General features: G+C 35.4%; 14 protein-coding genes. 9 read left to right on the forward strand and 5 right to left on the reverse strand.

All coding sequences use genetic code 11. The features are described from left to right. Window positions 1-2 precede the first annotated feature (2 nt). Window positions 3-428: an EVE domain-containing protein gene (locus ACN6NE_RS28535; RefSeq protein WP_474328696.1), complete on the forward strand. Its 426-nt coding sequence runs from the start codon at window positions 3-5 to the stop codon at window positions 426-428. Window positions 429-542: 114 nt separating this feature from the next. Here the strand turns inward: ACN6NE_RS28535 and ACN6NE_RS28540 are convergent, their stop codons facing one another. Beyond that, window positions 543-1,127, reverse strand: a complete 585-nt coding sequence (locus tag ACN6NE_RS28540) for a cysteine hydrolase family protein (protein ID WP_057242156.1) — start codon at window positions 1,125-1,127, stop codon at window positions 543-545. 102 nt (window positions 1,128-1,229) lie between these two features. On the opposite strand from ACN6NE_RS28540, the gene ACN6NE_RS28545 reads away from it, so the two are divergent. After that, window positions 1,230-1,856, forward strand: a complete 627-nt coding sequence (locus ACN6NE_RS28545; protein WP_474328698.1) for a type 1 glutamine amidotransferase family protein — start codon at window positions 1,230-1,232, stop codon at window positions 1,854-1,856. Window positions 1,857-2,871: 1,015 nt separating this feature from the next. Here ACN6NE_RS28545 and ACN6NE_RS28550 read toward each other — a convergent pair. After that, window positions 2,872-4,338 carry a serine hydrolase gene (locus tag ACN6NE_RS28550; RefSeq protein ID WP_474328700.1) on the reverse strand — a complete coding sequence of 489 codons (1,467 nt, stop codon included), beginning with the start codon at window positions 4,336-4,338 and terminating at the stop codon, window positions 2,872-2,874. A gap of 314 nt (window positions 4,339-4,652) precedes the next feature. On the opposite strand from ACN6NE_RS28550, the gene ACN6NE_RS28555 reads away from it, so the two are divergent. Further along, window positions 4,653-5,159 carry a DinB family protein gene (locus ACN6NE_RS28555; RefSeq protein ID WP_474328788.1) on the forward strand — a complete coding sequence of 169 codons (507 nt, stop codon included), beginning with the start codon at window positions 4,653-4,655 and terminating at the stop codon, window positions 5,157-5,159. An 85-nt stretch (window positions 5,160-5,244) separates the two neighbouring features. Here ACN6NE_RS28555 and ACN6NE_RS28560 read toward each other — a convergent pair whose 3' ends face one another. Further along, window positions 5,245-6,597 (reverse strand): erythromycin esterase family protein, encoded by a 1,353-nt coding sequence (locus ACN6NE_RS28560; protein WP_474328702.1) that lies wholly within the window; start codon window positions 6,595-6,597, stop codon window positions 5,245-5,247. Window positions 6,598-6,888: 291 nt separating this feature from the next. On the opposite strand from ACN6NE_RS28560, the gene ACN6NE_RS28565 reads away from it, so the two are divergent. The 3 genes from ACN6NE_RS28565 (at window position 6,889) to ACN6NE_RS28575 (ending at window position 11,164) form a co-directional block, all read left to right on the forward strand. Further along, window positions 6,889-7,905 (forward strand): serine hydrolase domain-containing protein, encoded by a 1,017-nt coding sequence (locus ACN6NE_RS28565; protein WP_474328704.1) that lies wholly within the window; start codon window positions 6,889-6,891, stop codon window positions 7,903-7,905. A gap of 985 nt (window positions 7,906-8,890) precedes the next feature. After that, window positions 8,891-10,411, forward strand: a complete 1,521-nt coding sequence (locus ACN6NE_RS28570) for an FAD-dependent oxidoreductase (protein ID WP_474328706.1) — start codon at window positions 8,891-8,893, stop codon at window positions 10,409-10,411. 159 nt (window positions 10,412-10,570) lie between these two features. Further along, window positions 10,571-11,164: a hypothetical protein gene (locus ACN6NE_RS28575; protein ID WP_474328708.1), complete on the forward strand. Its 594-nt coding sequence runs from the start codon at window positions 10,571-10,573 to the stop codon at window positions 11,162-11,164. Window positions 11,165-12,089: 925 nt separating this feature from the next. Here the strand turns inward: ACN6NE_RS28575 and thrC are convergent. Continuing rightward, window positions 12,090-13,352, reverse strand: coding sequence for a threonine synthase (thrC, locus tag ACN6NE_RS28580; RefSeq protein WP_474328710.1), 1,263 nt, complete (start codon window positions 13,350-13,352; stop codon window positions 12,090-12,092). A 158-nt stretch (window positions 13,353-13,510) separates the two neighbouring features. Between thrC and ACN6NE_RS28585 the strand changes: the two genes are divergently transcribed. From ACN6NE_RS28585 to ACN6NE_RS28595, 3 genes are all read left to right on the forward strand, one after another. After that, entirely contained in the window at window positions 13,511-14,398 is an 888-nt protein-coding gene (locus ACN6NE_RS28585) for a LysR family transcriptional regulator (RefSeq protein WP_474328712.1), read from the forward strand. 151 nt (window positions 14,399-14,549) lie between these two features. Next, complete coding sequence (locus ACN6NE_RS28590) at window positions 14,550-14,948, forward strand: MerR family transcriptional regulator (RefSeq protein ID WP_230185746.1); 399 nt, start codon at window positions 14,550-14,552, stop codon at window positions 14,946-14,948. Beyond that, window positions 14,938-15,849: a DMT family transporter gene (locus ACN6NE_RS28595; RefSeq protein WP_474328714.1), complete on the forward strand. Its 912-nt coding sequence runs from the start codon at window positions 14,938-14,940 to the stop codon at window positions 15,847-15,849. Before ACN6NE_RS28590 ends, ACN6NE_RS28595 begins: the two co-directional genes overlap by 11 nt. A 1,038-nt stretch (window positions 15,850-16,887) precedes the next feature. On the opposite strand, the gene ACN6NE_RS28600 is transcribed toward ACN6NE_RS28595, so the two are convergent. Then, a complete protein-coding gene (locus tag ACN6NE_RS28600) occupies window positions 16,888-17,313 on the reverse strand; it encodes a nuclear transport factor 2 family protein (protein ID WP_407818512.1) in 426 nt (141 codons plus the stop codon). Between the last annotated feature and the right edge of the window lie 151 nt (window positions 17,314-17,464).

A 17,464-nucleotide genomic window follows, 5' to 3' on the forward strand; every position in this document is an offset into this window, starting at 1 on the left:
ACATGCAAAACAACATAAGGTATTGGATTGGAGTGGCTTCTCGAGATCATGTGATGAAGAGTGTTGATGGTGATTTTGCTCAACTGTGCCATGGCAAGGAAGCCCCTTTAAAAAAGATGAAGAAAGGCGATTGGATCATTTATTATTCTCCAAAGATATGGTTTAAGCAAAGTGCTCCTCATCAAAAATTTACAGCCTTAGGACGAGTGGTTGATGATTATATTTTTCAATTTGATATGGAAGATGGTTTTATCCCCTTTCGAAGAAACATAGAGTTTATGAATTGTACAGAAACATCCATTCATCCTTTAATTCCGCAGCTCTCTTTCATTAAAAATAAAAGGTATTGGGGTTATTCTTTTCGATTGGGTCATTTAGAGATAAGTGAAAACGATTTTAAGATCATCCGAAATGAAATGATAAGTTAGAATACGTACCAAATGAGTAAAAAGGCTATAGAAAAATCTATAGCCTTTTTTCATTGCCGATAACCCACATTATGGTAACTAATTTTGTATTAGATATACAGTAAAATAAAGTTCTTATGATTGTATTGCTTCAGTCAAAGTTAACTTTCTGATCAATTCTTCAGTTGTTAAAACTTTGGCAAACTCACCATCTAAAGTTGCTAATGACACATTATGTATTTGTTCAGCTGAATAATATGTATTATCTGCTCCTTTTATTGCAAATGCAGCTGTTGCATCTGATACTAGATACGTTTCAAACCCTAAATTACCACTCATTCGAGTAGTAGTTGATACACAATGTGGAGTTGTTAATCCTACTATTACTACTTTTACTATTTTGTTTTCTTTTAAATGATCCTCAAGTCCAGTTCCTATAAAAGCACTATTTACTTTCTTTCTAAATATTGTTTCGTTTTTAACTGGAACTGCAATACCTTTGAAATCTGAACTTTGTTTACTGGGATGGAAAATGGATTGATCGTTATCAGATAAGTGCTGGACATGTATAATTGGGTATTCTTTTTCTCGCCATATCTCTAAAAGAATTTGGATATTCTCCTCAGCGTTAAGGTTATTTCTTGTGCCCCATTTCTCATCTTCAAAAGCTCTTTGAACATCAATGACAATTAACGCTGTATTGCTAAAATCTTTTCTCATATGTAATTCTCCTTAAGTGTTTTCTACATATTTTAACATTTTTTATAAATATATGTATTTAAAATGGTATAATATAGAGAACGTCAGTTCTGGAGGCTTAATATGCAAATAAAAAAAGTTTATATTTATGTATTTAACACAATGTCAGATTGGGAATATGGATATTTAATTGCCGAACTAAATTCAGGAAGATATTTCAGACAAGGTTTAGCCCCTTTAAAAATAATGACGGTAGGAGTTAATAAAGAAATTATTAAAACAATGGGAGGGCTGAGTATACAGCCGGATATGTCTCTTGATGAGTGCACTCTTTTGGATAAAGATCTTTTAATTCTACCGGGAGGAAATACATGGAGTGAGGAGATTCATCAACCTATATTGAAAAAAGTTGGGGAAGTTTTAGAGCTTGGTACTATTGTAGCTGCAATTTGTGGTGCTACTGATGCCCTTGCAAATAGTGGATACTTAGATTCTAGAAAGCATACGCTTAATAACTTAGAATATACAAAAATGGTCTGTCCCAACTATAAAGGGGAGAAATTGTATGAGGTTGGACCTGTAGTATCCTATGATAACATGATTACTGCTTCAGGAGTAGCACCTCTAGAATTCGCGAGGGACGTATTAAAAAAATTAGATGTATTTGCACCAAATACATTAGATTCATGGTATAGCTTAAATAAAACTCAGAAGTCCGAATACTTTTTTCATTTAATGAGCTCAATATAGATCCCTAATTACATACAAGGTCGATTACAATAAATTTCTTTTTTATTTTTGTAGATACCTATAAAATGTTTTATGGTGCGACAAGAAGTCGCTTTTATATAGTGTGGCTTACGCCACTGGTTTAGACGCAAAAACTATCCCCGTCCAAAACTGCGGGTCTGGTAACGGGCTCGTGGGTTGCATGCGGAAATGCGGAAACAGAGAGTCAGTGCACGACTCGGAACACTGCTAGGGGAAGATGAGTATGGTGAACATTAGTGAAGGTTTGTAAGCTTCGTAAATTTCAGCTCGGGATAGTGCACAGATTTGCCTGGGTATTGGTAAGAGGAAAAGCAGATTCATAATGTTGCTGTGACGCGTCCCGTATCTTGCCCGGAGTAAAGAACCCACCTAACCTCGTCGTATCTATAAGATGCGGAACTTGGTAAGCCCTTTGTCATCTGTATATACAGTAGGGAGATCGTAAGATCAAACGATGTGACAGAGGGTAAAGGATACGAGAGAAAGCGAATGCCGTTGTCTCGAAAGGGAACAGGAAAGCAGGAAACTGTATAACTGGACGGATACTATCGTCCTTACGGATAATCCTATGATAGGCCCGAAAGGGAGCCTACTTCTCGTTGGTCTCTCGTAGGAACATAAGGTTGTGGCTATCTTCTGACGAAAGAAACGTACTGTTATGTATACCTCCACTCGGAGCGTCGGCGTATGTTTTACTTACCATTATGGTGTGTGATGAGGATACGATAGCAAATGGACCTGCAATGGGAGGCTTGAGCCGTATGAGTTGAAAGGCTCACGTACGGTTCTTAAGGGAGTCAGGGGCAGTGATGCCCCTCGCTTACCCGACTTAACTATCTACTAAAGCAATGATTTCTGAAAAATCATGTTGAATACTACTGTTTAGTTCTATATCCGTATAAGAAAGTAAAAAGAAAGTATTGAGCTAGATTTACGTCCTGGCTCATACTTTCTTTTCATTAAAACTGATATATCGTAAGTTTTATATTTAATTTTATGAATTTTTATCTGCAATTCTACTAAACACAATCGGTTTTGTACTCAACATGGATGGTAAATGCATTTTAAACTGTGATAACTTTCCTTCTATGTCCATCTCATAGGCAATTAATACATTCATTTCTGTATGAGAAAGATTCCACTTCGTTGTGTACGTGTTGTAATGATGATGTTTCATCTCTAGATCAACCGATTCCCATTTTAAATATAATGTATCATTTTGTTTATACACTTCAATTTTCCCATATGCAGGATGCTCAAATATCCCTGTATATTCTTCTACTGTATGTGTAAAGGTTGTCTCTTTTACTTGTGGAAGAGGCTTATCTAATTCTTTCATCATTTCTTTAAATTTAGCTGTATCCTCTACAGCTCTTTTATGCCAGTCAATTGCATCTAGCTCCAGAAGCTCATCATAAATTTGATTTGCAAGGTAAGATGGTAATAATGTTGTACCAGTGTTTGTTAATATAACAAGTCCGACATTTTCCTCTGGTATAAAAGATACGAGTGCTGAAAATCCATCAATATTCCCACCATGATGGATTACTCTATAACCCCGATATGCACTAATAAACCAGCCAAGTCCATAGCAATTTAGTGTTGTTTCTGATGTAGATAAAAGTGGTTCATCTGGAATTGGAATATGCGGTTGATACATCTGCTGTAACATATCAGATGTAATAAGTTCATGTTCGCCCACTCTCCCTTGATTTAAGTGGAATAGCACCCATTTGGCCATATCTTCTATATTTGAGTTTATGCAGCCCGCAGCACCAACTGTATCGATGTTACGAAATGGGACTTTGACTATATCTTCGTTTTTTTCAATGTATGGAAGTGCGTAATCATCTTTTTCTTGTGAAGTAGTAACCGAGAAATTTGTATCTTCCATATGAAGAGGTTGCAGAATATGTTCCGTTACATACTGTTCCCATGTCTGATTTGTAATTTCTTCTACCATATAGCTAATCGTTGCATACATTAAATTATTATATAAAAAGCTTGTACGAAATGGTGCATCTAGCTCCAAATATTGAATTTTTCCCGCGATGTCTTTTCGTGTTAATGATGATCCATACCATAGCAGTTCATGACGACTAACACCAGAACGATGAGAGGCCAAATCACGAGATGTAGTTTGTGAGCTTACTAGAGGATCATGAAGTGAAAAAGTAGGAATATAAGTTTGAACAGGTTTATCCCAATTAAATTTTTGTTGCTGGGCAAGTAAACTTAGGGAAAGCGTCCCAAAAGCTTTTGTAGATGAACCAATTGCAAATAGCGTATTTGTTGTAACAGGTTTTTTATTTTCAATGTCACGGTATCCAAATCCTTCAGAAAGAATAATTTCTCCATCTTTTATGATTGCGACTGCTGCCCCTGGCACATTTAGATCTTTCATCATTTCCTTTGTATAACCACGTAGGTGATCTATAAGAGAGGATTTTATTTTTTGCATAAGACTTTGTCTCCTTTACCATTTTTTTCTACAATTAGGTTATTTCGAGATAAAGAAAAGAAAGACCTTGTTGTTAACAAAGATGTCATAATTTTTTAGGCTCTCACCAGAAGCTAGAGTTGACGCACGCATATATATTTTTTTATGACTCATACAACAAGAATATAAAGTATGGAGGATTATAGATACCTTAACTACCGATAAAATCCAATATAGTAACTATAAATGTATGTAGTAGTTACTTCAATTTTTTTATGTGTGTTAAAGTTTAATCATAAAGAAATTGAATAAAGAAGGGAGCAATTAATTTGTTAATGGACCTACAGTTAGATGATGAAATGGAACCTTCAGTAGCTCTTTTATATGCAACCGTGGCTGATACTTATAAGCGATTAAAGCTGTTAGTAATGGATGTGGATCAAGAAGAATTATTCTTTAAAGGAGCAAACAATGAGATGAATAGTATTGCACAATTACTAAGACATTTAGCCGTTGTTGACTTACATTGGGTTTATCGATTTAGGAATCAGTCTGTACCATTAGGTGTTCAAAAAGAATATGGTCCTTTGATTGATCGGACAGGCCAACTTCCTCATGTACAAGACACAACAATTGTCGATTTAATAAATAGTTATGAAAAAGTTCAAATGATGTTTCGTTTAGAGTGTATCAAGTTATCGGAAAAAGATTTAACCAAGATCATTTCATACGAAAATGGACAAACAGCAACCATTCGTTGGGGTATATGGCATATAGCAGATCATAGTCGGTATCACCAAGCCCATATAAGCTTATTAAAAAAGTTATATAGACATAAATAAGTTACTGCTAACACAAATTAGACTCCTTCGCTTGTTTGTTCTACTAAACGAAGGAGTCTATACGAACAACTATCACCTTAAAAACTTAAATGATTTTAGCTGGCGTGATATGTTCAATCCAAATAATTCCGTCGTACTGTTCTTTCAATATCATTTCCTCCTTTAAATACCCCCAATAAAGGGCAATGCGAGGCGTGTATATCCAGGATGTTCTTTTATTATATGGGGCATGAAGAAAGTCAACGAATAGGGAAGAGTGATTCCCATACTTAAGCAGCGCTTCTAAGCCAGTGGGGTCTTTCTCTTCGTTTACAGGTTTAACCGTTTTATTATCGAAACTATCTAAACTTGCTCCAGAATAAGCATAAATACCAATGGTATAGGTTTGTCTTTTAAAGCTGTCAGGTAAGTAATCACCCATATTATTGAGGAAGTTTTGCCCATATTCCGCATATTTCACTTTAGAGTTATTTTTTCGTACATGATAATTATGTCCCCATACAATTATTTTTTCTGTTGGGTACATTTTTTCTGCAAGGTATTCAAGGTTTTCAGCCATCATTTGATCCCGTACCACCATTGGATGTTTCTCCGCATCATAAATAGGTATGCTATGGGCAACGTTCCAATTAGGTAATGCATATCTCATAAGTGTCTCTTTTCTTAATTTTAAAGATTGTTGCAAGATATCTACATCCTGTTCTCGTTGGGGGCTTAAAGATGCTAATTCCCTTCTATGGTCTTTAACAAAACGCTCTAATTTGCTGTACTGTTCATTAATTATAGCTTGTTTCTCAACAAAATCGTCTTCTGTTTTTTGATCTTGTAATTTCATCATTCCTTCTTCAGCTTGTTTAAACAAATCAGCCTTTGAAGAGTCCACTTGTTTGATCCAGTCATAGGTCGACTTCGTAAAAAGGTTGCCCATTACCTGAATATCAAACCCTGTTAATGTAAGGGGGTCTCCTTTTTTTTCTTGTTCTTGGAGATATTTAAATAGATCTGCTACCTCTTGTGTATACCACACACCAAAAATAGAGCGTTTCATAAGCTCTGTAGAAGATAAATCATGTAATTGACGGTATGCACTGTTAGTCTCTGCAAAGCCAGATTCAAAGGCTAGAACATCATACCCTAATTCTTCGTGGAGGTATTTAATGAGTTCCACTTTTGTGGCGCTCATTTCATTTGATCCATGTGTAGTTTCACCTAATTGGACAATACGTTTCCCTTTTAGCACTTTCTTTAAGAACTTTAAATGGTCTTTCCTCGAATTTTTAGTAGTCTCTAAGGGATAAGAATTGGTTTTAATCCATTGTTTCCACTTTTCCACATCTTTTTCGTTTGTGTCTGCAAATGTCGGGGGCGTTAAAGTACAAAATAGAAAACACATTACTATAAAACTTAGAAAACACCATTTCACTTTTTGATTCTTCATAGTTTCCTCCCTGTATAATGACTTCATTCATAGTTTAATTGGAAATTATATGCAAATCTAGTAATTTGTATATTCTTGTAAGTTATATCTATTTATTCTATCTCTAATAAAAGTGAATCCTTGTTAGACATAGTTTCCTTTTGGTAAATTCTTAAAAATTGAATTGGGTAAACTAGTAATAAGTAACATATACATAGTAATTTAACTTCCTATTATCTATAATATGGTATAAAAAGGAATTGTTTTGCTATGTGGAGTCGTACTTTCTTTATATTTTGAGGAGGAACTATAATGAATAGTCATTTAACAGAGAAAATTTCAGATATTCATAAGACAAATAATTTTTCAGGTTCCATATACGTTCAACAAGAAAAAGAAGTTTTAGCTAATGTAAGTTACGGATTTGCCAATCGTTCGGAAAAAATAAAAAACCAGTCAGATACTCGATACAGTATTGCTTCAGGGAGTAAAATTTTCACTGCTATTGCCATCTGTCAGCTTGTTCAGGCAGGAAAACTTTCCTTACATTCTCGTGTAAAGGATTGTCTTAATATAGATATTCCTCATCTTGATCTTACAATTACTGTTCATCATTTACTAACTCATACTTCTGGAATATCAGATTACTTTGATGAAGAAATCATGGACAATTATGAGGAACTGTGGATTAAAAGTCCAATGTACAAAGTAAGAGAGTTAGAGGACTTCTTGCCACTTTTTAAAGAGAAACCTATGAAGCATTCTGTTGGGAGTAAATTTCATTATAATAATGCTGGATATATTTTGTTAGGCTTAATTATTGAACAAGCAAGTAAACAAACCTTTAGCAGCTACGTCGAAAAGCATATATTTAAACGAGCCTCCATGGATGCGGGTTATTTTGAGATGGACTTGCTACCAGGAAGAGTAGCTCTTGGATATATTGAAGACTTAAATAATACATGGAAAACAAATATATATTCTATTCCAGCAAAAGGTGGATCAGATGGCGGAGCATACGTAACTGCGAAAGATATGGTTCAGTTATGGGAATCTTTAACGAGATATGAATTACTCAATGAAGAGATGACAAAGTATTTGCTCACTCCTCAAATTCAAATCGATGATACGACTTGTTATGGATATGGCGTATGGATAAAAGTGGACAAAGAAAAGGTGCTAAAGTATGTCTTAATGGGATATGATCCAGGCGTTAACTTTCGAGCTGTATTTTATCCCAACAATGACCTCAAAATCGTGGTTTGCTCTAATAAGTCTGACGGAGCATTTGAGATGATTAGTGGAATTGAAAATGAACTTACTAAATAGATGAAATAGAGATACAACAGATCGTATATTTTGGCACTACCTATAAAAAACATTATGGTGCGACAAGAAGTCGCTTTTATATAGTGTGGCTTACACCACTGGTTTAGACGCAAAAACTATCCCCGTCCAAAACTGCGGGCCTGGTAACGGGCTCGTGGGTTGCATGCGGAAATGCGGAAACAGAGAGTCAGTGCACGACTCGGAACACTGCTAGGGGAAGATGAGTATGGTGAACATTAGTGAAGGTTTGTAAGCTTCGTAAATTTTAGCTCAGGATAGTGCACAGATTTGCCTGGGTATTGGTAAGAGGAAAAGCAGATTCATAATGCTGCTGTGACGCGTCCCGTATCTTGCCCGGAGTGAAGAACCCACCTAACCTCGTCGTATCTATAAGATGCGGAACTTGGTAAGCCCTTTGTCATCTGTGATATACAGTAGGAAGATCGTAAGATCAAACGATGTGACAGAGGGTAAAGGATACGAGAGAAAGCGAATGCCATTGTCTCGAAAGAGACCAGGAAAGCAGGACACTGTATAACTGGATGGATACTATCGTCCTTACGGACAAACCCATGCTAGGACCGAAAGGGAGCTGACTTCTCGTTGGTCTCTCGTAGGCACATAAGGTCGTGGCTATCTTTTGACGAAAGAAACGTACTATTATGTATACCTCCACTTGGAGCGTCGGCGTACGTTTTACTTACCGTTATGGTGTGTGATAAGGGTACGACAGTAAATGGACCTGCAATGAGGGGATTGAGCCATATGAGTTAAAGGCTCACGTACGGTTCTTAGGGGAGTCAGGGGCAGTGATGCCCCTCGCTTACCCTACTTAACTAAAGATGTATATCATACATAGCCTGATTTAGAATGGAATTTTTGTTAAAATGGAAATATAATGAAAATAAAAAGAGCTAATAAAGAAGAGTGGATATGCACAATAGAATCTTTCTGCTTTTAATATTAGCTAGTAGGGAGTCTCAAGATGGAAGTTTTAAAAGATAGTGTTCTTATCGTAGGAGGGGGACCTGTAGGATTATCTCTTTCACTTGTTCTAGCAAAATATAAAATTTCTTCAGTAATAGTAGAAGAAAGGGTAGAACCTACTGTTTTAAATGAATCCAGGGCAATTACATGGATGCCTAGGGGGCTGGAATTTCTAAGTTGGTTAGGTATCGAACAAGATTTTTTAAGAGAAGGTGTTATTCGGTATTATCATCAATTCGAAAGTACCAAACAGATGCTTTTAACCTGGTCCTTCAAAAATATAAAAAGTCCATATTCATATTCTCTTCAAATTCCCCAGCATAAAACCGAGGTTATTTTAGAAGAGAAAGCTCGAGCAACAGGACTTGTGGATATTCGTCGAGGACATAAAGTTACTAAAGTAAATCAAAATTCTAACCAAGTTTTTGTATCGATAACTCATAATAATCAAGTATATGACCTTTGTGCGCCTTGGGGAGTAGGGTGTGACGGCTCTAAAAGTAAAATTCGTGAAGAATTAAATATTAAAAAACATTGGCGAGATTATGGAACATACTCTGCTGTAGCAGATTTTGAGATGGATTGTGATCTCGATAAAGAATTATCTAATATAGTGCTTGATCCAAAGAGACCATATGGATTTTTCTACTTTGCCCCGGGATGTTGGCGTCTTATTTATAGAATCAACGAAGGGGAAGATCGAGAAGAAGTGACTTCTAAAGAATTTGCCTCTAAGCTTTTGAAGGAAAAACTCCCCAATGCTGCTATTTATCGTTTTCTATGGGCAAGCTCTTTTCGATTAGGGCAGGGTCAATCAGAAACTTACTGGGAAGGCCGTTGGCTTTTAGCAGGTGATGCTGCTCATGCAATGGGGCCATCAGCTGGAGCTGGAATGATGGTTGGCATATTAGGTGCTTGGCGTTTAGGCTGGCGTTTAGCCCTTGCCATGAAAAATCACCCACAATCCTTTCTTTTTCTTCAAGACTATTCTAACGAGCAATATGCGGCAGCAAACGAGATTCAAGATAATAATGCGATAATTTTCAAAAATATGTCTATGAGAAATCCCATAATAGCTACAGGACGTTCTTTTTTGCTAAAAAATGTCCTGTCTAAAGTAGCTGAAATTGGAAAGGCTGCTTTGGAAAAAGAGGCTCTTTTACGTCAATCTTTGCCTGTTATCTCCGCAACGGATCGTCATATTCCAAATGGATGGATTGAACAAAAAAGGGCAAAAGGTTGGATACTTGGCCAAAGAATTCCCTACATAATTAATCAATCGAATTTTAACCCATTAGCACTTACAGGATTAGAATATACGATCTTTTCTATAGGAAAGAGCTATAAGGAGAAAGAAGAAGAACTGTTTCAACAACTTCTGTATTCCCTAAACGTTCCTCTGAATGCTAAGTTAGTGCTTCTTGATGAAAAATCATTATATAGGATAAATGATATGAAATTTCTGTTTGTAGTTGTAAGACCTGATCAACACATTATTTCTATTCTGAGGGAAAAGTGAGAGTTTTATGTTTCTTAGGATTTTATATCCTAAGCTCTTTTTTGTTCCTATAACTCACATTACGATAACTAATTATGTATGAAGTATACATACGTTTTTATAGGGATTTTGATATATAATTAAGGTTAAAAAAGAATTATTTCAGGAAGAGGAAAATGTGTGAAACTTAGTCGATTGTTGCTTTTATCGTTATTTAGTAGTTTGTTAGTTATTCTAGTGTCTTTTTTCCAGTGGGATCTGGTTGATATTATAACCGAATTTTTAATGTTACCTATTTGGTTATTTGTATATGCATTCTTTATCATAATGACTGTATGGGCATTAATTCATCTTTTTAAAAATAGAAATTGGCAGCCATTTGTTATTCAGCTCATTACTATCGCATTATGGGTTTTCTTTCCCTTTACTCAAGTCAACCTAGATATGAACTTTAAAATACATCAAGATAAGAGAGAAGAGGTTGCAACTAAAATAGAAAATGGTGTCATTAAACCAAATGTATCTGATAGCCCATCACTTATTCAATTACCTAAAGAGTATACTCAATTGTCTAAAGGTGGGGGCGACATCGTATTAGAAACTAAGGGAAAGACTAACTCAATTCTTTTCTTTACATACCGTGGGATGCTAGACAACTTCTCAGGATTTGTATATGACCCAAATGATAATAAACCTTCAAAAAGCGATTTTGATGGGGATTTTAAACAAATAGAAAAAGTACATAAGAACTGGTATTATGTATCTTCTTATTAAACATAGGGTCTTTGAATTATAATTCAAAGACCCTATGTTTTAAGGTTTCCGATAATCCGTTTTATGGTGCGACAAGAAGTCGCTTTTATATAGTGTGGCTTACGCCACTGGTTTAGACGCAAAAACTATCCCCGTCCAAAACTGCGGGCCTGGTAACGGGCTCGTGGGTTGCATGCGGAAATGCGGAAACAGAGAGTCAGTGCACGACTCGGAACACTGCTAGGGGAAGATGAGTATGGTGAACATTAGTGAAGGTTTGTAAGCTTCGTCAGGATTAGCTCAGGATCGTGCACAGATTTGCCTGGGTATTGGCAAGAGGAAAAGCAGATTCATAAAGCTGCTGTGACGCGTCCCGTATCTTGCCCGGAGTAAAGAACCCACCTAACCTCGTCGTATCTATAAGATGCGAAACTTGGTAAGCCCTTTGCCATCTGTGTAAACAGTAGGATGACTGTAAAGTCAAACAATGTGGCAGAGGGTAAAGGATATGAGAGAAAGCAAATGCCATTATCTCGAAAGAGAACAGGAAAGCAGGAAACTGTATAACTGGATGGATACTATCGTCCTTACGGACAAGCCCATGATAGGCCCGAAAGGGAGCTGACTTCTCATTGGTCTCTCGTAGGAACATAAGGTTGTGGCTATCTTCTGACGAAAGAAACGTACTGTTATGTATACCTCCACTTGGAGCGTCGGCGTACGTTTTACTTACCGATATGGTGTGTGATGAGGATACGACAACAAATGGACCTGCAATGGGAGGCTTGAGCCGTATGAGTTGAAAGGCTCACGTACGGTTCTTAGGGGAGTCAGGGGCAGTGATGCCCCTCGCTTACCCGACTTAACTAAGATTATATTATATGGTATGCAGTACACAGAAACCTCCTGAGAAAGTAACAGGAGGTTTCTGAATCATTACAAGGATTTATATATAGTTTTGAATAGTTTTGTAATCTAAGGAAGTTGCTTGTAGTGTATTTTTAAAAGTTGCAACCATATTATCTTCAGAATGATATTCCTTTAAAGCATCTGTATCTTTTAAAATATTTCCTGTTAGAATGCATAATGCGGTCTCATCCTTATCAATCTTCTGCTGATCTACTAATTTTTTCAATCCGGCAACTGTAGCTGCAGAGGCTGGCTCACATCCAATCCCACTGCTATCTATAATAGCTTTTGCATTAAGAATTTCGGTGTCCGATACGGAAGCTGTAATTCCATTTGTTTCTTTTAGAGCATGTTTTGCCTTCTTCCAGCTTGGTGGATTTCCAATATTCAATGCAGAAGCTCTGGTGTATGGAGATACATCAGGCATAAGTTCTTTCATTTTCTGATCTATCATTTGGTGAAATGGGCTCGCCCCTTCTGCCTGTATAATTGCAATCCTCGGAAGTTTATCTATCAATCCAAGTGTAAATAAATCATGTAGTCCTTTACCTAATGCCGTTGCGTTACTTAAAGCTCCACCAGGTACAACAATCCAATCTGGTAGGTTCCAATTTAGGTAGTGAGCAATCTCATAAATAATGCTTTTTTGACCTTCTATTCTAAACGGATTAATTGAATTACAAACATATAAACCTAAATCTTCACTATATTTCTCTAAAAATTCAATCCCATCATCATACGTTCCAGGAATACTAAATACATGAGCACCATATGCGATCGTTTGTAGTACTTTGTTCATCGATATATCCTTATTAGGGACAAAAATGTAAGAATCTGAATTTCCTATGGAAGCATACATAGCTAAGGATGAAGAGGTATTTCCAGTTGAAGTACAAGTGAATTTTTTATACCCTAGGGATTTTCCATGAGAAACAGCTACGGTCATTCCATTATCTTTAAATGAGCCACTAGGGTTTTCGCTCTGTGCTTTTAAGTAGATTTTTCTCATACCGATATAATCTTGAATTAGTGGATGCGTATATAACCCTGTGTTTCCTTCATATTTTGTCACAATACATTCTTCAGGTAACTCAGGAAAGATTAATTCTTTATATCTCCATACGCCACTAGCATAAGGAGTCATACATTCTGAGAGACGCTCATTAAATAAGCGTTTTAATCGCTCTGCATCGTAGTTGTGAAAGTCCTGAACGATATCAAACAATCCACCACATTCACAGTGATAACTAAAATGATCATAAGAAATTGATTTACTGCATTCAATGCATACTAATTTCATTTTTATAAGGGAAGTCTCTATCCCCTTCTCACCTCTTTATTAAGAAATATTCTTGAGTACTACATTTTATAGTTTTAGAATAAAGGAAGAAGTTTTATAAATCTAATATATATTTATTTAGTATTAATAACTTTTATTTATGATTAAAGGAGCGAAATATGAATCTTCATGCTTTAAGATTATTTTACACGGTAGCCGAAAAAAGAAGTGTAACCCGTGCTGCTGAAGAATTGAATATAAGCCAACCGGCAGTGACAGCTCAGATAAAAAAATTAGAGCAAGAAATTGATTTAACTTTAGTATCTCCTAAAGGGAGAGGAATTTTTTTAACTCCTGCTGGTGAACAACTTGCTAAGCACGCTAAAAGATTATTCTCTCTTGAATGTGAGATTGAATCTTCTATTAAACAATACAGAGATGGTACAGCTGGAAAGCTACGTATTGTCGCAACATATCTTCCTGCGAACTTTTTACTGCCTAAATGGATTGGACTCTACAAACAGCAATACCCCAAAGTAGAGGTAGAATTAACAACTACTAATTCTAGTAAAGCAATTGATTATTTGATTAATTACCAAGCTGAAATTGCTTTGATAGGCGGTAGAAGGGAATTTAATTCATTAATCACCAGTAATGAACTGTTTGAAGATCAAATGTTGTTTATCGTACATAAAAATCATAAATTTGCTGGGAAGAAAGTTACATTATCTGAAATTGTAAGGGAACCTTTTGTATTTCGTGAAGAAGGCAGTTCTTCAAGAGAAAAATTATTTTCTCTCTGCAAGGTCTACAACGTCAATAAGCCAATTATCGGATTACAAATTAATGGATTGAATGAAACAATCAGAACAGTGATTGCAGGATATGGAGTTACTTTTGTGTCCTCGCTTGAAGCGAATGAGCATTTAGCTCAAGAGCAAGTAGCAATTGTACATGTAGAAGAAGTTAATTTAAAAAATCCTATTTCGTTATGTACAAGAGAAAAAGATGAACTTTCCAATATTGCATTTAACTTTATCGATTCTATAAAGAATGACATGAATTAGAAAACTGAATGTTTAGTGGCCGATAAATTACATTATGTTAATTAAACGAAGAGGCTCAGAAAAAATCTGGGCTTTTTTTATTGTTTACAAATTAATCGTTGACTTAGAGCTAACTCTAAGTTGTAACATGTAAAGAAAGGAGGAAATGGAAATGTATAGTATATCTGAAGTTGCTACGAAAACAGGGTTCACAGCTCATACGTTACGTTATTATGAAAAGATTGGGTTATTAACTTCACCATTAAGAAAAGGTGGAAAAAGAAGATATACGGAAGGTGAAATTCGCCTTCTCAAATTTATGAAAATGTTAAAACAAACAGGGATGTCTTTGGAAGATATCCAGGAATTTTTAAAAGACGGATGTCTCCTGGAAAATATTGATTCTGCAGCCATTCAATTAAAAAAGATTCAAACGAGGGCGGATATTTTAAACAAACACTTACTTCTTTTAGAGAAGCAAAAACAAGAGATTGAAACTGTTATGAAGGTGACAAGAGAGAAATTAGAGGCGTACGAAACAATGATTGGAGACTTGAAAGATGAAAAGTAGAATATACCTTATGTTGATAGGCTTCGCTATATTTACAGGTGCTACGTTCAACCTAGCTAAGTATGCCGTTCAGTATTTCTCCCCTGCAAGTGCTGCAGCATGGCGGTTTGGGATTGCTGCACTCGTTATGGTTCTTATATTAGGATTACAAAAACAAATGAAGTTAAAAGTCATTAGGGTTCATTGGAAAATGTATATCTTACTCGGCATCGTAGGAATTTTTGGGTTCAATGCTTTTTTCTTTTTAGGAATGCAATACACGTCCCCTTTAAACGGGGCCCTAATTATGGGAACTAATCCTCTGGTAACTGCACTTTTTGCTTATTTTATTTTAAAGAACCCAATCACAAAACAACAGCTGCTGGGTATCTCTTTTGCTTTAGTAGGCGTTATCCTTGTACTTACGCAAGGTTCGTTGGAAATTATTCAAACACTATCCATCTCTAAAGGTGATTTACTTATCTTAGCAGGGAACCTATGTTGGGCTTTATATGGTGTATTAGGAAGAAAATATTTGAAGGGTAGTTCTTCAATGGAGACCACTACTTATACAATGATCATTGGTTCTCTTTGTCTTGTAATCTTAACAGTTTTTTTACCAAGCCCTCAGCCTTTGTCTCACGTTATATGGTCAGCTTGGGGAGCTATTCTCTTTATGGCTCTATTTACAAGTGTATTAGGCTATCTGTGGTGGAATAAGGGAATGGCTACGATTGGCGCGAGTAATACGTCTTTATTTTTTAATTTAGTTCCAGTAGTCACCATGATCCTTTCTATTTTAACCGGTGCTCTTATTACATTACCTCAAGTGATAGGTACATGTTTAGTTATTTTAGGTGTTTTAACAGCTTCTGGCTTTTTACGCTTACGAAAAAAACAAAAGGTTTCAGCTTCAGTATAAGAATGAATTGGTAAAGTCTATATAGAAAATATATAGACTTTATTGATACCGATAGAATTAACCACATTAAGTTAAGTAAATGATAAAGTATTTCGTTAAAATCATTAGTTGTACTATTTACACTTAGTGACGACAAATATAGGCTTTTTCTACAACATATGTAACGACTAACACTATTTTTAAGAAAATACGTTAACTATTACTTTTATTGATAAAATATAATTATTTTTATATAAAAGAAATTATATCTTTTAAATTTACCTCATTTTTTATATAACTATATGATCTATATCTCATGATTAGAAAAATACGTAATTTGTCGTCAGTTAGAGTAAAAGATAAAACATTATTTTATATAAGTTAGTTGTAATATTTACATATAAGATATAAATAATATCTATTTGTAATTTTGTATTAGTATAAGATAATATGTCATTACGCAATAGAAAGATCTAGATATTTCTACTATATGCTATACAAAATCATGAAATAAATTAGAAAGTGCTTAATTCCAAAAACACTAAACAATAATTAATATTTCTCTTCTGTAATTGGTCTTTTTTCTGTAGTTTTAAAATAATAAAATTTGTATCGAAAGAGTTAGTTATACGAGAAATAAAAATTAATTTCGTCAGAGAATAGTTCTCTGCATTTTAAAATCACGAGGTAAGCCGTTATTAGTCTAAAAAGACGGTTATTATGAGGGAAATCTTTCTATGTGAAAGATGCTTCTAAATCGCTAATATTGATTTTCTTTTTTTGTGAATTGATGCTATTTATCTTTAAATAATCTCCACTTAGCTTAGCTAGCGTTGTAAAGTACTTTGAATTAAGATCTTCACGCTTGAATTCTTTCTTTATTATTAATTAAGTTAAGTACTTAACGCATATTACTATTAAACATTTAAAAACCGAGCACATATATTAGGTGCTCGGTTTCTAGTTTCGGTTTACTATTCCTTACGCTTATTCAAGCTTTTCAATCACTTTAAGGAAAGCTGTAGGGAATTTCTGTCTTACGCCATATGAGAAGCCTATTTATTCAGCATTCGTATCGAAAAGCAATTCATGAAGATGACGGGTATCCAGATATTCTTCAATTAGTAATATGCCTGTTTCTCCCGTATGAATCGAGAAAAGCACTCGATTATCATAGGACTTTCCTGAAAAACTTGTCCCTTTTACATGAATTTCGACAAAGGCTCTATCGCCATCTGCGAACACACCCAGTACGTCAACGTTACCGCCTCGTGCTGCGGCTGGGCTAACCGCCTTGATCAAGTCACCGATTTCATTAGGACCGTACTTACGAGCAACAGGAAACCCTTGGTTATCACCTAATACTTTCCATCCGGCATCACTTCCTTCAAACATGTTTCCAATTCCTACAACGTCACCCTTAAATAAAGTTTCCAGAAACTTTTTGGCTATCTCTCTGCTCTTCTCAGTTTTTTCATTTAACATACTTCAGTTCCTCCTATTAGGCTAATATTTCTTTATAATAAGCCTCTATATTTACATATAGAACCAATCAGTTCCGTAAATAGTATAACAGGATTTATTATAGAACTCAATATTACCGAATTGATTTTATAAAAATGGTATGACTTCTTAT

The sequence above is a fragment of the Priestia sp. 53B2 genome (assembly GCF_056099005.1).

Bases quoted from the DNA above. Each gene is read 5' to 3' on its own strand.
- ACN6NE_RS28535 (WP_474328696.1), top strand. From the start codon at position 3: ATGCAAAACAACATAAGGTATTGGATTGGAGTGGCTTCTCGAGATCAT.
- ACN6NE_RS28540 (WP_057242156.1), bottom strand. From the start codon at position 1,127: ATGAGAAAAGATTTTAGCAATACAGCGTTAATTGTCATTGATGTTCAA.
- ACN6NE_RS28545 (WP_474328698.1), top strand. From the start codon at position 1,230: ATGCAAATAAAAAAAGTTTATATTTATGTATTTAACACAATGTCAGAT.
- ACN6NE_RS28550 (WP_474328700.1), bottom strand. From the start codon at position 4,338: ATGCAAAAAATAAAATCCTCTCTTATAGATCACCTACGTGGTTATACA.
- ACN6NE_RS28555 (WP_474328788.1), top strand. From the start codon at position 4,653: ATGGACCTACAGTTAGATGATGAAATGGAACCTTCAGTAGCTCTTTTA.
- ACN6NE_RS28560 (WP_474328702.1), bottom strand. From the start codon at position 6,597: ATGAAGAATCAAAAAGTGAAATGGTGTTTTCTAAGTTTTATAGTAATG.
- ACN6NE_RS28565 (WP_474328704.1), top strand. From the start codon at position 6,889: ATGAATAGTCATTTAACAGAGAAAATTTCAGATATTCATAAGACAAAT.
- ACN6NE_RS28570 (WP_474328706.1), top strand. From the start codon at position 8,891: ATGGAAGTTTTAAAAGATAGTGTTCTTATCGTAGGAGGGGGACCTGTA.
- thrC (WP_474328710.1), bottom strand. From the start codon at position 13,352: ATGAAATTAGTATGCATTGAATGCAGTAAATCAATTTCTTATGATCAT.
- ACN6NE_RS28585 (WP_474328712.1), top strand. From the start codon at position 13,511: ATGAATCTTCATGCTTTAAGATTATTTTACACGGTAGCCGAAAAAAGA.
- ACN6NE_RS28590 (WP_230185746.1), top strand. From the start codon at position 14,550: ATGTATAGTATATCTGAAGTTGCTACGAAAACAGGGTTCACAGCTCAT.
- ACN6NE_RS28595 (WP_474328714.1), top strand. From the start codon at position 14,938: ATGAAAAGTAGAATATACCTTATGTTGATAGGCTTCGCTATATTTACA.
- ACN6NE_RS28600 (WP_407818512.1), bottom strand. From the start codon at position 17,313: ATGTTAAATGAAAAAACTGAGAAGAGCAGAGAGATAGCCAAAAAGTTT.